This window comes from Eggerthella lenta DSM 2243, assembly GCF_000024265.1.
Taxonomy (GTDB): domain Bacteria; phylum Actinomycetota; class Coriobacteriia; order Coriobacteriales; family Eggerthellaceae; genus Eggerthella; species Eggerthella lenta.
In genome coordinates this window covers 1,838,632-1,855,988 of record NC_013204.1, presented here as the reverse complement: position 1 = coordinate 1,855,988, position 17,357 = coordinate 1,838,632, and the positions used below count along the sequence as shown (strand labels likewise).

General features: G+C 66.8%; 14 protein-coding genes. 4 read left to right on the top strand and 10 right to left on the bottom strand.

The window, feature by feature from the left end:
- Positions 1-32: 32 nt before the first annotated feature.
- Complete coding sequence (locus ELEN_RS07800) at positions 33-848, top strand: putative ABC transporter permease (protein ID WP_009306968.1); 816 nt, start codon at positions 33-35, stop codon at positions 846-848.
- Position 849: 1 nt separating this feature from the next.
- Here ELEN_RS07800 and ELEN_RS07795 read toward each other — a convergent pair whose 3' ends face one another.
- From ELEN_RS07795 to ileS, 3 genes are read right to left on the bottom strand one after another with little or no spacing between them, the layout of a single operon-like run.
- Positions 850-1,884 (bottom strand): RluA family pseudouridine synthase, encoded by a 1,035-nt coding sequence (locus ELEN_RS07795; protein WP_015760633.1) that lies wholly within the window; start codon positions 1,882-1,884, stop codon positions 850-852.
- Positions 1,881-2,582, bottom strand: a complete 702-nt coding sequence (gene lspA / locus ELEN_RS07790) for a signal peptidase II (RefSeq protein ID WP_009306966.1) — start codon at positions 2,580-2,582, stop codon at positions 1,881-1,883. The genes ELEN_RS07795 and lspA overlap by 4 nt, the downstream gene beginning before the upstream one ends.
- 4 nt (positions 2,583-2,586) lie before the next feature.
- Complete coding sequence (ileS, locus tag ELEN_RS07785; RefSeq protein ID WP_015760631.1) at positions 2,587-5,433, bottom strand: isoleucine--tRNA ligase; 2,847 nt, start codon at positions 5,431-5,433, stop codon at positions 2,587-2,589.
- 215 nt (positions 5,434-5,648) lie between these two features.
- Here ileS and ELEN_RS07780 point away from each other — a divergent pair, with 215 nt between their 5' ends.
- The gene (locus tag ELEN_RS07780) at positions 5,649-6,527 is read left to right on the top strand and encodes a DegV family protein (protein ID WP_009306964.1); all 879 of its coding nucleotides are present in this window, start codon (positions 5,649-5,651) and stop codon (positions 6,525-6,527) included.
- A gap of 211 nt (positions 6,528-6,738) precedes the next feature.
- Here ELEN_RS07780 and dinB read toward each other — a convergent pair whose 3' ends face one another.
- A complete protein-coding gene (gene dinB, locus ELEN_RS07775; protein WP_174262970.1) occupies positions 6,739-8,067 on the bottom strand; it encodes a DNA polymerase IV in 1,329 nt (442 codons plus the stop codon).
- Positions 8,068-8,170: 103 nt separating this feature from the next.
- On the opposite strand from dinB, the gene ELEN_RS07770 reads away from it, so the two are divergent.
- Positions 8,171-9,307, top strand: a complete 1,137-nt coding sequence (locus ELEN_RS07770) for a pyridoxal phosphate-dependent aminotransferase (RefSeq protein ID WP_015760629.1) — start codon at positions 8,171-8,173, stop codon at positions 9,305-9,307.
- Positions 9,308-9,348: 41 nt separating this feature from the next.
- Here ELEN_RS07770 and ELEN_RS07765 read toward each other — a convergent pair whose 3' ends face one another.
- The gene (locus ELEN_RS07765; protein ID WP_015760628.1) at positions 9,349-11,928 is read right to left on the bottom strand and encodes a heavy metal translocating P-type ATPase; all 2,580 of its coding nucleotides are present in this window, start codon (positions 11,926-11,928) and stop codon (positions 9,349-9,351) included.
- A gap of 99 nt (positions 11,929-12,027) precedes the next feature.
- Positions 12,028-12,378, bottom strand: a complete 351-nt coding sequence (locus tag ELEN_RS07760) for a metal-sensing transcriptional repressor (RefSeq protein WP_009306960.1) — start codon at positions 12,376-12,378, stop codon at positions 12,028-12,030.
- 299 nt (positions 12,379-12,677) lie between these two features.
- On the opposite strand from ELEN_RS07760, the gene ELEN_RS07755 reads away from it, so the two are divergent.
- Positions 12,678-13,454, top strand: coding sequence for an SOS response-associated peptidase (locus ELEN_RS07755; RefSeq protein WP_009306959.1), 777 nt, complete (start codon positions 12,678-12,680; stop codon positions 13,452-13,454).
- Between the two features lie 400 nt (positions 13,455-13,854).
- On the opposite strand, the gene ELEN_RS07750 is transcribed toward ELEN_RS07755, so the two are convergent.
- The 4 genes from ELEN_RS07750 to ELEN_RS07735 all read right to left on the bottom strand — a co-directional run bounded on the left by ELEN_RS07750 (position 13,855) and on the right by ELEN_RS07735 (position 17,196).
- Positions 13,855-14,802, bottom strand: coding sequence for a DMT family transporter (locus ELEN_RS07750; protein ID WP_009306958.1), 948 nt, complete (start codon positions 14,800-14,802; stop codon positions 13,855-13,857).
- 4 nt (positions 14,803-14,806) lie between these two features.
- Positions 14,807-15,742 (bottom strand): AraC family transcriptional regulator, encoded by a 936-nt coding sequence (locus tag ELEN_RS07745; protein WP_009608570.1) that lies wholly within the window; start codon positions 15,740-15,742, stop codon positions 14,807-14,809.
- 147 nt (positions 15,743-15,889) lie between these two features.
- Complete coding sequence (locus ELEN_RS07740) at positions 15,890-16,183, bottom strand: hypothetical protein (protein WP_009306956.1); 294 nt, start codon at positions 16,181-16,183, stop codon at positions 15,890-15,892.
- A gap of 269 nt (positions 16,184-16,452) precedes the next feature.
- On the bottom strand, positions 16,453-17,196 hold the full coding sequence (locus tag ELEN_RS07735) for a 4Fe-4S dicluster domain-containing protein (RefSeq protein WP_009306955.1): 744 nt from the start codon (positions 17,194-17,196) through the stop codon (positions 16,453-16,455).
- Positions 17,197-17,357: the final 161 nt, after the last annotated feature.

Genomic DNA, 17,357 nt, shown 5'->3' with positions numbered 1-17,357 from the left:
TTTAGCCCATTGACTATCGACAGGGCAGGTGAATGGAGAAAGAACCGAAAAAATCGGCTGTGGAATCGACGTCGCGACAGGCCGAAACGTCCGATCGGGAACCCGAAGCCGGCTCCTCCCCCTGCGAAAGCCCCGAACCGCATCCGGGCATCCTCCGCGAGATCGGCAAAGAGGCGCGCGAGCAGGTCCGTCCGAACCAGGGATACCTCAAGATCGACTACTTCACGCTGTTCTGGCTGTTCGTCGCAGGCAGCGTGTTCGGCCTCGTAGTGGAGACGGTGTTCCACGCCATCGTGTACGGCGGCTACGAAAGCCGCGCCGGCCTCGTGTGGGGCCCGTTCTCGCCCATATACGGCGTGGGTGCGGTGGTGCTCACGGTGTCGCTCAACCGCTTCTACCACTCGCACAACCTCATCATCTTCCTCATAGCCATGCTGCTGGGCTCGGTGATGGAGTACGCGACGAGCTGGCTCATGGAGGTGCTGTGGGGCGCCATCGCCTGGGACTATACCGGCACGTTCGGCAGCATCAACGGCCGCACGAACTTCGCGTTCGGCGTGATGTGGGGGCTTCTGGGCCTCGTGTGGGTGCGCACGATCCTGCCGTTCATCAAGCGGGTGTTCTCGCACGTGGATGCCAGGAGCATGCTCGCACGCCTGGTCACCGCGGCGCTCAGCCTGTTCATGGCGCTGAACATCGCCGTCACCCTGCTCGCGCTCGACCGCGAGGGGCAGCGCGCCGCGGGCGTGCCCGCCACCACGTGGGAACAGCGGTTCTTCGACGAGCACTTCCCCGACAGCTACTTGCAATCCCGCATGCAGAACATGAGCGTGTACGGGAAGGGATAGGCTACAGCCGCGGCCTCGGGGCGTCTTCCAGCAACGCTCGCACTTCCTCCCCCGCCGTCGTGCGGCCCGTGCTGCGGGAGGCGAGGTCGTCGAGCGCTTCCTGCAGGTCGACGGGCAGGTTGTCCGCGAAGCGCAGGCCCTCCCCCGTGACGGGATGCTGGAACGACAGCTGGAACGAGTGCAGGAACTGGCGGTCGAGGCCGAGGTCGGCCGCAGGCGCGCTCGGCGCGCCCGACGTGTACGCCGGGTCGCCCACAAGAGGGTGCTTCGCGTACTCCAGATGCACGCGTATCTGATGGGTGCGCCCTGTGAACAGCTTGCAGTCGATGAGCGTGTAGCCGTCGTCGCGCGCCCCGTGCTCGAAGCGCTCGAGCACCCGAAACGTCGTGATGGCCTCGCGAGCCGACGGCGTGTCGCGGACGGCCATGCGCGTGCGCTCCTTCTCGGCGCGCGCGATGGGAGCGTCGATCATACCGGTGTCGTGGGCGATCACGCCGTGCACGAGCGCCAGGTAACGTCGGTCGACCGCGCGATCGCGGATGTCCGACATGAGGGCATAGCCCGTCTCGTCGTTCTTCGCCGCCAGCATGAGGCCGCTCGTGTCGCGGTCGAGGCGGTGCACGATGCCCAGACGGTCGTCCTCGCCCTGCACGTTGCACAGGTTCTCGGCGCCGCAGTGGTAGATGAGGGCGTTCACCAGCGTGCCGTCGTCATGGTCGACCGACGGATGGCACACGAGCCCCACCTGCTTCGACAGCACGATGAGGTCTTCGTCCTCGAAGCGTATGTCCAGATCGATGGGTTGGCCGCGCAAAGGGCCGGGCTCTACCGGCTCCTCAACCTGGTACACGATCGTGTCGCCCGGCGCCACGGGATGCTTCTTCGCAACCTCCGCGCCGTTCACGAACACGAGGCCGTCGTCCACCGCGCGCGCAGCCGCGCTACGGCTGGGATACAGACCGCGCGCGGCCAAAAGCGCATCGAGGCGCTGACCCGCGTCGTCGGGTGCTGCGACGTAGCTCAACATGCGGCTCATCGCGCGTCGGTTCCTTCGCCTTCGCCGTCGGACGCGGCAAGCTCTGCGGATAGGCGATCCTCGTGGCGCCAGCTGACGATAACGCCGACAAGGAATAGCACGAATCCGCATGTCACGCCAATATCAGCCACGTTGAACACGGGGAAGTCGATGAACACCGGCTCGATGAAGTCCACGACGTAGCCTAACGCGAAGCGATCGAACGCGTTGCCGAGGCCGCCCGCCACCACGAGCGCCGCGCCCACCACCTGCACGATGTTGGGACGATACGCCAGGAAGAACAGATACACCGTGAGCAGCACGCATACGATCAGCGACATAACGCCCAGAAGGAACGTGGAGTCGCCGAACATGCCCCAAGCCGCACCCGTGTTGTGAACGAGGTGGAACCGCACGAGGCCGAGCAACGGCCCCGTGATCACCTCCCCCATGGAATACGAGCCGTTGAAGTAGTTCTTCGTGAGGGTGTCGAGAGCGAGCCATGCAAGCACGACGATGCCGAACACAAGCGTGTGACGCGAGCGATCGGCCTTCAATTGCCGGGCTTCTTCCTCCGAAAAGGCGGCTTCCTTCGAATCGCCTCGCTCGTCCGAAAGGGTCGGAACGCTTTCGGACGAGGCCGCATCGATTCCATCGACCCGCTCCGGTCGTTCGGGACGACGCGAGGAGGGCTGCTTGTCGGGCGATTCCGTATCCAAGAACCTATTCCCCTTCCGCGAAGCCGATGGCGTCGAGCGCATCGCCGCAGCGCTCGCAGACGGATCCGTGGTTCGCGTTGCCGCCGAGCGCACGGTGGTTCCAGCAGCGCGGGCATTTCTCGGCCTCGGTCTTCGAAACCGTCGCCGCCAGCTCCTCGCCTTCGGCGAACGACACGGACGCCACGATGAACAGCTCCTCGAACACCGCCGCGTCATAGCGCTCCACCGCGTCGAGCACGGCGCGGGGCGCGGTCACGACGACGGCCGCCTCCTGGCTCTTGTTCACGACCTTCTGACCGCGCGCGTCCTCGAGCGCCTTGGTCACGACTTCGCGCACGCCCATGATCACGCCGAAGTCCTCGGACACGCGCTCCCCGTCCGCGGGGATGGCGGGCGCGAAGTCGGACGCCTTGGGCCAACCGGCCAGCTGCACGTTCGTCGGGCGGCCTGCGCGCTCGCGCATGGCCTGGGGGTAGTGCTCCCACACCTCGTCGGTGGTGAACGAGAGCACCGGCGCCAGCACGCGCACGAGCACCTCGAGGATGTTCATCAGCACCGTCTGCACGGCGCGGCGGCGCGGCGAGTCAGGCGCCTCGGAGTACAGGCGGTCCTTCGTCGCGTCCATGTACACGGCCGACAGGTCGTTCACAATGTAGTCATACACGGCGCGGTACACGTAGTGGAACTTGTACGCGTCGTAGGCGGCGCTCACGTCGTCCAGCAGGTGCTTCGTGCGCACCATGGCCCACTGGTCGAGGGGCTCGAGCGCGTTCCAATCGGACACGGCGTCCTTCTGATCGTCGAAGTCATCCAGGCTGCCCAGCAGGAAGCGGAACGTGTTGCGGATGCGGCGGTACGCCTCGGAGGTGCGCTGGAGGATCTCGTCGGAGATGCTCACGTCCTGCGAGTAATCGACGCTGGCCACCCACAGGCGCAGCACGTCGGCGCCGCTCTTCGCCATGACCTCGGCCGGATCCACGCCGTTGCCCAGCGATTTCGACATCTTGCGGCCTTCGCCGTCCACGGTGAAGCCGCAGTGCATGACGGCCTTGTACGGCGGCACGCCGTACGCGCCCATGCTAGTGAGCAGCGACGACTGGAACCAGCCGCGGTGCTGGTCGGAGCCTTCCAGGTACATGTCGGCCGGGAAGCGCAGGCCCTCGGCCTCGCGATGCTTCAACACGCTGGTGTGCGACACGCCGCTCTCCCACCACACGTCGAGGATGTCCTTCTCGGGGGTCAGCTCGGTGCAGCCGCACGTCTCGCATTTCACGCCGCGCGGCAGGTACTCGGACGGCTCGCGCGTGAACCACGCGTCGGCGCCCTCGCGGTAGAACAGGTCGATCACCGCGTCGAACGTCTGCTCGTTCGCCACGGTGGAGCCGCACTTCGCGCATTTGAACACGGGGATGGGCACGCCCCACGAACGCTGGCGCGAGATGCACCAGTCGGGACGGTCGGCCACCATGGATCCGATACGGTTCGAAGCCCACGCGGGAATCCACTCGACGTCGTTCTCGATGGCCTTGAGCGCGTTCTCGCGCAGGCTGTTCTTGTCCATGGACACGAACCACTGGTCGGTGGCGCGGAAGATGACCGGCTCGTGGCAGCGCCAGCAGTGCGGGTAGCTGTGCAGGATCTCCTTTTGGGCCACCAGCGTGCCGCGTTCGCGCAGCCATTCGATGATGACCGGGTTCGCCTCGTCAACGTCGAGGCCCGCGAAAGGGCCCGCCTCGTCGGTGAGAACGCCGTTGTCGTCCACCGGCATGAGCAGCGGCACGTCGAACTCCAGCGCCACGAGGTAGTCGTCCTGACCATGGCCGGGAGCCGTGTGCACCGCGCCCGTGCCGGAGTCCAGCGTGACGTGGTCGCCGTAGATGATGGTGCCCTTGAGGTCCTGGCGGACGGGGCACGTGTAGGTGAGGCCGGTGAATTCGCGGCCCTTGAGCGCGACGGGCTCGCCGTCCTCGCCGCGCACGAGGTCGTAGGATTCCCAGCCCGCGATCTCGGCCACCTGTTCCACCAGCTCGCGCGCCATGATCATGTTGGAGCCGTCCGCCTGGACCATCACGTAGTCGGCGTCGGGCGCCAGCGACACGGCCGTGTTCGCCGGAAGCGTCCAGGGCGTGGTGGTCCAGATGAGCACGTAGGCGTCGCCCGCAGCGCCTGCAGTCTCGAACATGCCGGGCATGATATCCATCTTGAACTTCACGAAGATGGACGGCGACGTCTCGTCGGAGTACTCGATCTCGGCCTCGGCAAGCGCCGTGTGGCAGCGCTTGCACCAGTGGATGGGTTTGCGGCCGCGGTACACCGAGCCGTCGAGGTACATCCGCTTGAACACCTCGACGTTGCCCGCCTCGTAGTTCGGCGTGAACGTGAGGTACGGATGCTCCCAATCGGCGTTCACGCCGAGGCGCTTGAAGCCCTCGCGCTGCACGTCGACGTATTTCTCAGCCCATTCGCGGCAGAGGCGGCGCAGCGTGGGCTGGTCGATCTTGGCCATTTTGTCGGGGCCGAGGGTCTTCTCCACCATATGCTCGATGGGCTGGCCGTGGCAATCCCAGCCGGGCACGTAGGGCGTGAAGAACCCGCGCTGCGCATGGGACTTGTTCACGAAGTCCTTGAGGATCTTGTTGAAGGCATGGCCGATATGGATGGGGCCGTTGGCGTACGGAGGGCCGTCGTGCAGGATGAAGGGCTTGCCGTCCTTGTTCTTCTCGAGAACCTGCTCGTAGATATGCTCTTCTTCCCACTTGGCCAGACGCTTCGGCTCGCTCTCGGGCAGGTTCGCCCGCATCGCGAAGTCGGTCTTCGGCAGGTTCATCGTTTCTTTGTACGTGTTCGCCACGGGTGCCGTACCTTTCCTCAAAGCATGTGCGCTTCTGTCGCCATAAACCGCTATAGTATAGTGGAACGAACGCCGTTTCCGGCGAGCCTGCCCGCACTTTTCAAAATTGCGACACAGGAGCGCGACGCTAAACGGTATACTTTTAACGATCGCATATTCACAGCGGGAAGCTCGGGTTTTTCCGACCGCTGCAGTTTCAAGGAAGGACGCGTCGTATGCCGATGAACTTCGAGATCGTCACCGATTCCAGCTGCAACCTCGTCGAGGACATGATCGACGAATTCGGTCTGCATATCCTGCCCCTCACCTTCATGGTGGACGGCGAGCAGTATCAAAGCTATCTCAAGGGGCAGCACACCGACCTCAAGCAGTTCTACACGATGATGCGCGACGGCAAGGTGATCACCACGTCGCTGCCGAACCTGGCCGACTCCGAGGCGCTCATGCGCGGGCTGCTGGAACAGGGACGCGACGTGCTGTACCTGGGCTTCTCCAGCGGGCTGTCGGGTACCTACGAGGCCGTCGAGCTCCTGGTGAAGCAGCTGGCCGCGGAGTTCCCCGAGCGGAAGCTGCGCTCCGTGGACACGCTGGCCGCCTCGGGCGGCGAAGGCCTGCTCGTGTGGCACGCCGTGCAGCGCGCCCGAGGCGGCGCCTCCATCGACGAGGTGCGCGACTGGGTAGAGCAGCACAAGTTGAACCTGGCGCACTGGTTCACCGTGGACGACCTCATGTTCCTGTTCCGCGGCGGGCGCGTGTCGAAGACCGCGGCGTGGGCGGGCACCATGCTCAACATCAAGCCGGTCATGCACGTGGACGACGAGGGGCGCCTCATCCCCCTGGAGAAGGTGCGCGGACGCAAGAAGTCGTTGCACGCCCTGGTGGACCACATGGAGAAGACGGCCATCGCCCCCATCGACCAGCAGATGGTGTTCATCACGCACGGCGACTGCCTCGAGGACGCCGAGTACGTGGCCCAAGAGGTGAAGGAGCGCTTCGGCGTGAAGGAGGTCGTCATCAACTACGTCGACCCCGTCATCGGCGCCCATTCGGGACCTGGCACCATGGCGCTGTTCTTCCTGGCCGACAAGCGATAGCCTGGCGTCCATTGTCGATTTTTCAACCTGTTGGGGGGGTCGGGGCAGACATGCCGTGCTCAAACAGTCCTGAGCTCGCTCGAAGCGTTCACAGGACGCTTCGGCTCGTGCGGAACTGCGCGCGGCATGCCCGCCCCGACCTCCTCAGGCTGGCTTTCTCGAAGGGTTCGCGGCTGCATATCGCTTGCGTCCGGCTTCGCTTTGATAATGTCTACTTGTAGTCGGCCGGGTTCTTGCTGGCGGAGCCGGTGGTGTTGCCCTCGCCTCGCAGCTCGCGGCCGAAGCGGACCGCGGATTCGCCGAACTTGTCCTTGACGAGGTCGGTTGCCTCGATGAGTCCGCGCCGCTTCGCCTCGTCTTTGATGACGGGGTCCACATCGTCATCGCTGGGAGCAGCCTCGGCGATGTCGAACAGGCTGTCCTGCACGCTTTCGCCTCCGCCGAACCCGGTCATCGCCACGCCGATGAGGCGCACGGGCATGCCGGGGCGCCACAGCTCGTCGGCCATGCGGTACAGAAGCGGCGTGTAGGAAAGCTCGTCGTCGCTGGGCGCCGGCAGCTGACGCTGCACCGAGCGCACGCTGCGGTCGTCGTAGCGCATGCGCAGGCCCAGGGTGCGGCCGCGCAGCCCCTTGCGTCGCAGGCGGCGCCCCACCTTCGCGGCGATGGTGGCGATGGCGCCCTCGACGTCTTCGCGCGTGGTGAGGTCCACCGCGAACGTCATCTCGTTCGACACCGATTTCACCGTGTCGTCCTGCTCCACGGGCGCGTCGTCGCCCCCGTTCGCCCGCACGTGCATGACGCGGCCGTTCTTGCCGAACGCGCGCAGCAGCATTCCTTCGTCCGCATCGGCCAGCTGGCCGAGGGTGCGTATGCCGCGGGAGTGCAGCTTCTCCTCGGCTGCGGCTCCGATGCCGCTCATCGTGCGCACGGGCAGGGGCGCGAGGAAATCCCGCTCGCCTCCGGGGTACACCACGGTCAGCCCGCGCGGCTTGTCCATGTCCGAGGCTATCTTCGCGACGGTCTTCGACGTGCCCACCCCGATGGAGCACGTGACGCCCAGCTCCTCGACGCGCTGCTGGATACGCTGCGCGACGCGCACGGGATGCTCTCGGTTCACCGACGTGGGAGACACGTCCATGAACGCCTCGTCGATGCTGACCTGCTGCACGTGCGGCGTTTCGGCGCGCAGTATGTCCATGATGGCGTTCGACATCTCGCGGTAGCGGTCGAAGCGGCCGTGCGTCCAGATGGCGTGAGGGCACAGGCGCTTCGCCGTGGAAGAGGGCATGGCGCTTCGCACGCCGTACGGGCGCGCCTCGTAGGACGCCGTGGACACCACGCCGTGCTTGTCGGCGTCGCCGCCCACGATGACGGGCTTGCCGCGCCAGGCGGGATGGTCCAGCTGCTCGACCGAGGCGAAGAACGCGTCGAGGTCCACGAGCAGGATGGCCGGGCCCTCCCACGGCTCGAGCGGCATGGCGTAGCCGCCGCCGCTGGCGGGCCGTTCGGGATCGGTCTGTGGTGAATAGGATCGCATTGCGCGAATAAGTCTACCATGCCCTGTCCGGGCGTAATGAACTTGTGCTAGGATATTCATTCCTTGCCTCGAGCCACGAGGTAACATGCGGGGAGGGAGAGACATGACGATGACGCAGCGAGACACCGACGCGCTTCCCAGCGTACGAGCCTGCGTGACCGCGCTGCCCGAGCAGCTGCTGTCTCCTCCCTACGAGATGCGCTCGGAGATGAACTGGATCGACTTCTCGGGCACGGCGAACCCCTTGGGCACGCCCCCTTCTTTCATCCGCGCTATGGAGACCGCGCTCGCCGCCGGCGAGCTGAACTACCCGCCCGACCGCGAGGCTCACGCCCTGCGCAGCGTGCTGGCCCGCAAGTTCGGATTGTCCGTGGAATCGTTTCTCGTGGGCTCCACCGTGGGCGACATGGTGCGCGCCGTAGCCCAGACCTACCAGCCCTGCACCGTGGGTGTGGCCGTTCCCGGCCCTGTGGAGTACGCGCTGGCCGCAGGAAATGCCGGGCATCGCGTGGTTGAGATCGCCAGCCCCGCCGGCTTCACCGTGCCCGATCCGGCCGCGGCCGAGCGCCACGGCATCGTGTTCGACGCCGCCGTGCTGGCGAACCCGGGCTACCCTACGAGCCGCCTGCTGCCGAGGCCGACGCTGCTCGCCTACCTCGACGCCTGCACCTGGGTGGTCGTGGACGAGCGCTCCATCGAGCTCACGCTGGGCGGCGAGAGCATGGTGGCGCTCGTGAACGAGCACCGCAACCTCGTGGTGGTGCGCTCGCTGTGCGAGCCCTTCGCCATGCCGGGCATCCCCATCAGCTACTGCATCGCGCACCCCGACACCATCGCGCAGATCACGCGCTTCTACGACAGCTCGTGCGTGCCGATGTTCGCCGAGGTCATCGGCGAGCTGGCGCTTTCGGAGACGGAGCACCTCGAGCGCACGCGCGACTTCCTCGATTCGGAGATTCCCTGGCTGCAGTGCATGCTGAACCTCATCCCCGGCATCGACATCTTCCCCGCCGAGGCGAACTACGTCATGTGCACGTTCGACGGCGGGCCCGACCTGGCGCTCGGCGTGGCGAACACCGACGAGCTGGCGCAGCGCCTGCAGCTGGCCGGGTTCCTGATCCGCAAGCTCGAGGGCACCCCCGCGCTGGAAGACAGCCGCTACTTCTGCGTGGCCGTCCGCACGCGCGAGGACAACGAGAAGCTCGTGGCCGCCCTGCGGGAGATCATCGCCGGCTGCTAGGGCTTTCGACGGAGGGCCGCCCGCGGCAGCCCTCCTCGTTCCTACTTCACCTCGTAGCCCGCCTCCACCACGGCGGCGGCCAGCGTCTCCTCCGGTACGTCCCGGGCCAGCTTCGCGGTGGCGGTGCCGGCGTCAAGGTCGACGACGGCCTCCTCGACGCCCTCCACGCCTTCGAGGGCCTTCTTCACGTGGGCGACGCAGTGCTGGCACATCATGCCTTCGACGTTCAGGGTCTTCTCCATGACAGTCTCCTTTTCGTTGGGTTCGCTGGGTACGGTGCTATCGATGGGCGCGGACGCGGGCGCGTCCATCGCTGCCGAGGGGAGGTTGGGCTTCCAGCCGCGCAGCCGCAGGGCGTTCGACACGACGCACACCGAGCTCAGGCTCATGGCGGCCGCGGCGATCATGGGGTTGAGGTTCAGGCCCATGAACGACAGGGCGCCGGCGGCCACGGGGATGCACACCGCGTTGTAGACGAGCGCCCAGAACAGGTTCTGCTTGATGTTGCGCAGCGTCGCGCGCGACAGCTGGATGGAGGCGGGCACGTCGAGCAGGTCGCTTTTCATGAGCACGATGTCGGCGCTCTCGATGGCCACGTCGGTGCCGGCCCCGATGGCGATGCCGACGTCGGCGCGCGCGAGCGCCGGGGCATCGTTGATGCCGTCGCCCACCATGGCCACGCGGCCCTGCTCGGACAGGCGGCGGATCTCGCGTTCCTTGCCGTCAGGCAGCACGCCGGCGATGACCTCGTCGGCGCCCACCTCGCGTTGGATGGCGGCGGCGGTGCGCTCGTTGTCGCCGGTCAGCATCACCGTGCGGATGCCCATGGCCGAAAGCGTGGCCAGGGCGGCGGCGCTCGAGGGCTTCACCGTGTCGGCCACGGCGATCACGCCCAGGAGCTCGCCGTCCTGCGCGAAGAAGAGCGGCGTCTTGCCCATGTCGGCCTGCCGCTGCGCCTCCTCGGCGAACGCGCCCACCGCGACGTTGCGGGCCTCCATCATGCGCAGGTTGCCGGCGCATGACGGGCGGTCGTCGACGAGCGCCGCCACCCCTTCGCCGGGCACCTGCTTGAAGTCCTCCACGAGCAGCGGGTAGGCATGACGGCTGCGCGCGTAGTCGCACACGGCGCGGGCGAGCGGGTGCTCGGAGCGGCCTTCGATGGACACCGCCAGCTCCAGCAGGCGCTCCTCGCCCACGCCCGGGGCCGGGACCACGTCGGTGACGCTCGGCGCGCCCTCGGTCACCGTGCCCGTCTTGTCGAACACGACGGTCTTCACGTCGTGGGCGGTTTCCAGCGCCTCGGCCGACTTGATGAGGATGCCGTTGGTCGCCCCACGCCCGGTGCCCACCATGATGGCCGTGGGCGTTGCCAGGCCGAGCGCGCACGGGCACGAGATGACGAGCACGCTGATGGCGTGCGACATGGCCGTCTCGAGCGTCGAGCCACCGAGCATCCACACGGCGAACGTGACGACGGCGACGACGATGACCACGGGCACGAACACGCCCGATATCTTGTCGGCGATCTTCTCGATGGGCGCCTTCGTCGATGTGGCCTCGTCCACGAGCCGGATGATGCCGGCCAGCGTGGTGTCGTCGCCCACGCGGTCGGCGCGCATGGTGAACCATCCGGTGCGGTTCACGGTGGCGCCGGTCACCGCATCGCCGGGGCGCTTGTCCACGGGCACGCTCTCGCCCGTGATCACCGACTCGTCCACCGTCCCCGAGCCCTCGAGCAGGGTGCCGTCCACGGGGACGCCCTCGCCCGCGCGCACCGCCAGCACGTCGCCCGCGCGCACCGCCTCCACCGCGACGCGCTCCTCGCGGCCGTCCACAAGCCGCGTGGCCTCCTTCGGCGCGAGGTCCACGAGCTTGGCGATGGCGCCGGTGGTCTTGCCCTTCGCGCGCGCCTCGAAGTACTTGCCCAGCGTGATGAGCGTGAGGATCATGGCCGCCGACTCGAAGTACAGGTCCATGGCCGCCAGGTGCGCGGCGTGCAGGTCGCCCGCGCCCAGCGCGATGCCGATCTTGTAGATGGCGTAGATGCCGTACACCGTGGCCGCCGTCGAGCCGAGCGCGATGAGCGAGTCCATGTTCGGCGCGCCGTGGAACAGCGTCTTGAAGCCCACGCGGAAGAACTTGAAGTTGACGAACACGACGGGCAGCAACAGCAGGAACTGCGTGAACGCGAACGTGAGCACGTTCTCGTCCCCCAGGAAGAACCCGGGCAGCGGCCAGCCGAACATGTGTCCCATCGACAGGTAGAACAAGGGGATCGTGAACACGGCCGACACGATGAGGCGCATGCGAACATGCTTGGCCTCGGCGGCCGCGTCGGCCACGGGGCGCGCCTGGGCCGCACGGCTCCCCGCGCCCTGCCGGCCGCCGCTCGCGCCTGCCGGGACGCGCGCGGCGGCGCCGTAGCCCGCCTTGTCGACCGCGGCCTCGACGGCGACCGTCACGGCCGACGGTTCCGCGCCGTCGTCGAAGGCGACGTCCATGCTGTTCTTCAGCAGGTTCACGGCAACGTCGGCCACGCCGGGCACGGCCCGCGTCGCCTTCTCCACGCGCGCGGAGCACGCCGCGCACGTCATGCCGGTGACATCGAACGTTTGCTTCACTTCTTACTCCTTCGCAGCCGCCCTCCCCTTCGCGCGAACGGATGTTTCACGTGAAACATCCGCGACAAACGGACGAACGGCCTTGTCTTTCAGCGCGGGTTAGCGCGAGAACTTCTTCAACAGGTTCATGACCTCGTCGATGATCTCCACGTTGCCGCGTTCGATCTGTTCGACCACGCACGTTTCCAGGTGGTTGCGCAGCACCACGGCGGAAATGCTGTGAACCGCGCTTTCCGCGGCCGCCAGCTGCGTGAGCACGTCGGCGCAGTAGCGGTTGTCGTCGATCATCGTCTTCACGCCGCCCAGCTGCCCGATCACGCGGTTCAAGCGACGATGAAGGTCGGCCTGCAGCTCTTCCGAGCGCGGCGTCTCCTTACGGTGGCAGCAGCACGTCGACGCGGGGCGCGACGAGATGGCGGCGTTTTCAGCTTGCGCGTGATTCTCGGTCATGATGATTCCTTCCTTCTATACCCCATGAGGGTATCCAAGCGCGAGTATATACCCCTTAAGGGTATTGTCAACCCCTTCGTCCGCGAGCGCTTGAACGGCGGGAGCGACGGCACGCGTTACGGCGGGCCGCGCCGCCGACGTCGCGGAGGCGGCTCGCCCGCGCTGCAGCCAATGCGAAAGGTAGCGGCGCAGCCGAGCCGGAACGCGGCCGTCACGCGAAGGACACCGCACGGTAGCCCCGCATCGTCGTGCGAACCGCTACACTGGATGCGAGCGGAAACGCGAGGAAGGAGCCGTGGATGTGCCGCCGTTTCATACCGATCGACTGCGACGAAGTCGCCCGCATCGCTGCGGAGATAGAGCGCGACCTGGCCGCGCACGCGGACGAGCTGGCTTCGCTCGACCCGATCGAGGCCTATGAGGACTTCCTCTTCTTCCCCGAATCCGCGCAGCCGGACCGCGCCGAGCAGCGAGCGAAACGCGAAGAGGCGCCTGTGCAGCTCTCGCTGTTCGACGGCGAATCGGACGAGCCGGCAGAAGCCCGCGGAACCGGCGCGATCGGCCGCGCGAACCGCCCCGAGGCGCTTCCCTCGTCGGTCGTGCCGCTCATCGTGGCCGCGGGCGACGGATGCGGCCTCGCGGTAGCCCATATGGCCTGGGGATACGAGGTTCCTTGGAAGAACGGACCCGTGTTCAACACGCGCATCGAGACGGCTCTGCGCAGCGAGGGCAGCATGTGGGCCGAGTCCTTCGCGCGTCGTCGCTGCCTGGTGCCTGCTCGGGGCTTCTACGAATCGCATGCGACCGAGACGGTGCCGAGCGAGCGCACCGGGCGCCCCGTGAAGCGCCAGTACGCCTTCGCAGCGCCCGACGGCGCGCCGCTCTTGCTGGCGGGCGTGCACGATCGCGGACGATTCTCGCTCGTCACCACCGAACCGAACGCCGCCGTGGCTCCCGTGCACAACCGCATGCCGCTCGCGCTGGAACCGGGCGAGGCCGCCCTATGGCTGCGCGGCGTCTACGAGCCGCTGCTCGACCGCGGTGCCGTGCGGCTGACCGCGCGTCCCGAGCGTTGAGCCGGCGAAAGCTTCGACGCCGCAAGGGCCACGACGCCGGAGCGGCGACGGAGCCGACATCCCTCGGCATCGCGACGCGTAGATGTTTCACGTGAAACATCCGTGCGTGTTTTCCATTCGACGAACGATGTTCGGTGGAACCCTTCGCTCGAAGCCGCCCAGTCCCGAGCATCTCCGTGCAGCCGGTTAGACGTGTAATGGAGAAAACATATCGAATTCGGAAGAAAGCCGCGAGCTTCGCGGGGATGAACGGGCGCAATCCCACGGCTTCCCTTCTGCGATCGGGCACTATGCGGAAAGGCAGCTTGCGCTGCGCCTTCGAACCCCTTGCGAACTTCCGAATCCGATGCTTTTTCGCCACCGACGTTGCTTTCGGACGCGTGCGCCGCCTCGTAGCGCGCTACTTCCCGCGCTCGGAAAGGAACAGCCCTGCTATAGTAAGCAGGACTCCGGCGACGACCGGCGGGGTGAGCGGGTCGCCCAGCACGGCGGCCGAGGCCAGCACGGTGAGCGCCGGCACGAGGTAGATGTACAGGCTCGTCTTCACCGGCCCCAGCTCCTTCACCGCCATGTTCCACGTCACGAAGCACAGCGCGCTCGCGCCCAGCCCCAAGAACACGAGGTTGCCCCACATCTCGGGCGCGGCGAGCGAGCCCCAATCGGGCGAAAAGCCCAGAAGCGGCAGCGCGGGAAGCATGAACGCGAGACCCCAGGCGAACGTGCGGCGCGTGACGAGGATGCTGTCGTAGCCGAACGTCGAGAGCTTCTTCGTCACGATGGAGTACACGGCCCACGTGCCCGCCGCCGCCAAGGCCAGCGCCACGCCGATGAGCCCCGCCTGCCCCAGCCCGCCTTCTGCGACAAGGCCGCCCGACGCGCCGCCCGCGAAGCTGACCAGGCACACGCCCGCCATGGCCACCGCGAAGCCGACGAAGAACGGCGCGCGCAGGCGCTCTTTCAGCACGACAGCCGACGCGACGCCGGTGAACAGCGGCGCCGCGGCCACCACCACGCCCACGATGGAGGCCGTGGTGAACGTGAGCGCGATGTTCTCCAGCAGGTAGTACACCGTCACGCCGGTAGCGCCCGCCAGCATGAACCACCGCTCCTCCTTGAAGCCCCGGACGTGCAGGATGCGCGGGCGCAGGAGCGCGAGCGCGACGAACCCGATGACGAAGCGGAAGAACAGGATCTCGATGGGTGCGAGGTGCACGAGCAGCACCTTCGTGGATACGAACGTGACCGCCCACACCACCACGGTGACCAACGCCAGCGCATGCCCGCGCACGGCGGGGCGGCGCTGATCCGCCGGCGCCCCCTCTATGGCCTCGCTTGTTTGAACCGCCATCTCGCTATCCTTCCCGCACCCGCGTGCGCGCCGCCGTTCGGTAGCTGCCGGGGGTGATGCCGTAGAACGATTTGTACACGCGCCCCATGTGCGCCTGATCGGCGAACCCAGACCGCGCGGCGACCTCGGCCGGATCGACGCCCGCCGCCAGCAGGTCGCGAGCACGGTTCGCGCGCACCGCCTGCAGGTAGCGATGCGGCGTGAGGCCCGTCTCCTCGGAGAACACGCGGATGAGGTGGTAGCGCGACACGCCCGCGCAGCACGCGAGGTCGTCGAGAGTGATGCACGAGGCGAACCGTTCTTCGAGGTACGCCCGCGCCCGCGCCACGTTCGCCGCGGAGGGGGCCTCGGGCGCCGGGGGCTCGGCCGCCTCGCTCTCGCAATACCGCGCCGTCTGCGCGAGGAGGGCCCAAAGCGCTTCTTCCTCCTCGAGCGGGTCATGCGCGGAATCGGTCCGGGCGAACGCGTACAGCCGGTCCATGCACGCCGAAAGGGCCGCGTCGCGCACCACCACGGACTTGAAGCGGCAAGCGGGGCCGCCGTCGGGCAGGGACGCGGCGCCGATACCGTGCGATTCGGCGAACGCCTGCGCGAACAGGCCGACGGGCACGACCACGCTGCGGTACATGAGCGGCGCGTCGTCCAAAGGCTTGCAGCCGTGCACCTCGCCGGAGCCGAACAGCACGAAGTCCTCGGGCCCCAGATCGTGCACCTCGCCACGGCACGTCATGCGCCGCCGCCCTCCCACCATCTGGCCGATGGTCCAGAAATCGTGGAAATGGAGCGGGAACGGCTGCACGATGCCCTCGAGCGTGACGAACTCCACGCCCGGGCACGGCCCGAACGGCGCGATGCGCCGGTTCTCGGCGCCCATGTCGGGGTCGGCCAGCCGCGCGCCGCGCACGTCGGGGCGCGCGCTCCAAGATTCGATCGTCTCCATCCAAAACCTTTCGTCCAAGCAGGAGACGATACCACGAACCGCACCGAGCCGCTTGTACGAAATTGCGGGCGGAAGCCGTCGGTGGCGAAGGATCCGCGAAGTCGGCCGAACGGCCGACTTCGTCCGCGAGATGCAGAAGAAAAGCCGCTAACCCTTGATGATCTTGATCTTCTGCGACGCGGCACTTGTAGTTTTAAGAAAGGGTTCGTGGAGATACAGACGATATTTGGCCATTCCGCCGTTCACTTCATCCAGAAGCTCGTCGCCCAGCTCTTCCCTGAACATGCCCTCCAAGGCCTCCCGCACCTCGGAAGGAGCAGCCTCGCAGCCGTTTTCCCGAAGGAAAACCTCCAAGCGGTCGCCCTCCAGCGCCTGCCCGAACGAAGCCCTCAGGTCTTCGTCGTCCAACACCTTCCGGAACAATTCTTCGATGGTCTCCATGTTTGATCCTTTGGTTCGAGGGTATGCGTCCCGGCCGCGGCAAAAGCGCAAAGCCTTGCGACCAGTGTGAACGCGCGCTTCCGAAGCGGTCAAGCCTCGACGAACAAACGACCGCTCTCGCGCAACGAAAGACAACCCGCAAACCATTACAGCCGAAGGCGAAGGAGCTTGTCCGAACAGATATTTCACGTGAAACATCTGTACGGAGGGCTGCGTCGGCGGAAGATCTTCGGCCGACCGCGTCCCCCGGCGAATCGCGGCTTCGCTCGCTAGCGGCGCTCCAGCAGCGCGCCCTTCGTCGAGATCACCGCCACCTCGAACGGCACGTTCTTGCCGCTGCGCTCGAGCGCGGCGCGCGCCGCATGTTCCAGGCCGCCGCAGCACGGCACCTCCATGCGCGCCACGGTGACCGACGCGATGTCGTTGGAGGCGAACAGGGCTTCGAGCTTCTGGCTGTAGTCGACGCCGTCGAGCTTGGGGCAGCCGATAAGAGTGATGCGCCCGCGCATGAAGCCGCGATGGAAGTCGGCGTAGGCGAACGCCGTACAGTCTGCGGCGATCAGCACGTGCGCGCCCGCGAAATACGGCGCCTGCACGGGCGCGAGCTTGATCTCCACCGGCCACTGCGAAAGCTGGGAGGGCGTTTCTTCGCAAACCGGTTCGGCGACGGGGGCGGAAGCGGAAGGCCGGGCGGGCTTCGCCTCAGGATCTTCGGACGCGAAGAAGCGCGAGAGCGATCCGGGACAGCCGCCCGACAGGCGTGCGACCGAATTCTCCTGCGCCGTTCGAGCCTTGACCGCAGCCTCGTCGTAGGCTGCCGCCTCGCGCTCCACGAACGAGATGGCGCCGGTCGGGCACGCGGGCAGACAGTCGCCCAACCCGTCGCAATAGTCGTCGCGCAGCAGGCGCGCCTTGCCCTCCACCAGGCCGATGGCGCCCTCATGGCACGCCGCGACGCACAGGCCGCAGCCGTTGCAGGCCGTTTCGTCGATCTCGATGATCTTCCGCAGCATAGATTCCTCCCGAAACAAGTCGTCCTCTTCGCTATCGTCCGGGAGCATAGCATGGCTCGACAGCGCGCTGCGTTGGAAATACAACAAGCGGGAATTTCCCCTTCGGCCCCTTGACACGAACCTTGTTGTCCGTATACTTATGAACAGTTGATCATATGTTG

Excerpts from the sequence above, each read along its gene's own strand:
- ELEN_RS07760 (WP_009306960.1), bottom strand. The coding sequence starts at position 12,378 with ATGACCGAGAATCACGCGCAAGCTGAAAACGCCGCCATCTCGTCGCGC.
- dinB (WP_174262970.1), bottom strand. The coding sequence starts at position 8,067 with ATGCGATCCTATTCACCACAGACCGATCCCGAACGGCCCGCCAGCGGC.
- ELEN_RS07740 (WP_009306956.1), bottom strand. The coding sequence starts at position 16,183 with ATGGAGACCATCGAAGAATTGTTCCGGAAGGTGTTGGACGACGAAGAC.
- ELEN_RS07795 (WP_015760633.1), bottom strand. The coding sequence starts at position 1,884 with ATGAGCCGCATGTTGAGCTACGTCGCAGCACCCGACGACGCGGGTCAG.
- ELEN_RS07735 (WP_009306955.1), bottom strand. The coding sequence starts at position 17,196 with ATGCTGCGGAAGATCATCGAGATCGACGAAACGGCCTGCAACGGCTGC.
- ELEN_RS07780 (WP_009306964.1), top strand. The coding sequence starts at position 5,649 with ATGCCGATGAACTTCGAGATCGTCACCGATTCCAGCTGCAACCTCGTC.
- ELEN_RS07800 (WP_009306968.1), top strand. The coding sequence starts at position 33 with ATGGAGAAAGAACCGAAAAAATCGGCTGTGGAATCGACGTCGCGACAG.
- ELEN_RS07750 (WP_009306958.1), bottom strand. The coding sequence starts at position 14,802 with ATGGCGGTTCAAACAAGCGAGGCCATAGAGGGGGCGCCGGCGGATCAG.
- ELEN_RS07770 (WP_015760629.1), top strand. The coding sequence starts at position 8,171 with ATGACGATGACGCAGCGAGACACCGACGCGCTTCCCAGCGTACGAGCC.
- ELEN_RS07745 (WP_009608570.1), bottom strand. The coding sequence starts at position 15,742 with ATGGAGACGATCGAATCTTGGAGCGCGCGCCCCGACGTGCGCGGCGCG.
- ELEN_RS07755 (WP_009306959.1), top strand. The coding sequence starts at position 12,678 with ATGTGCCGCCGTTTCATACCGATCGACTGCGACGAAGTCGCCCGCATC.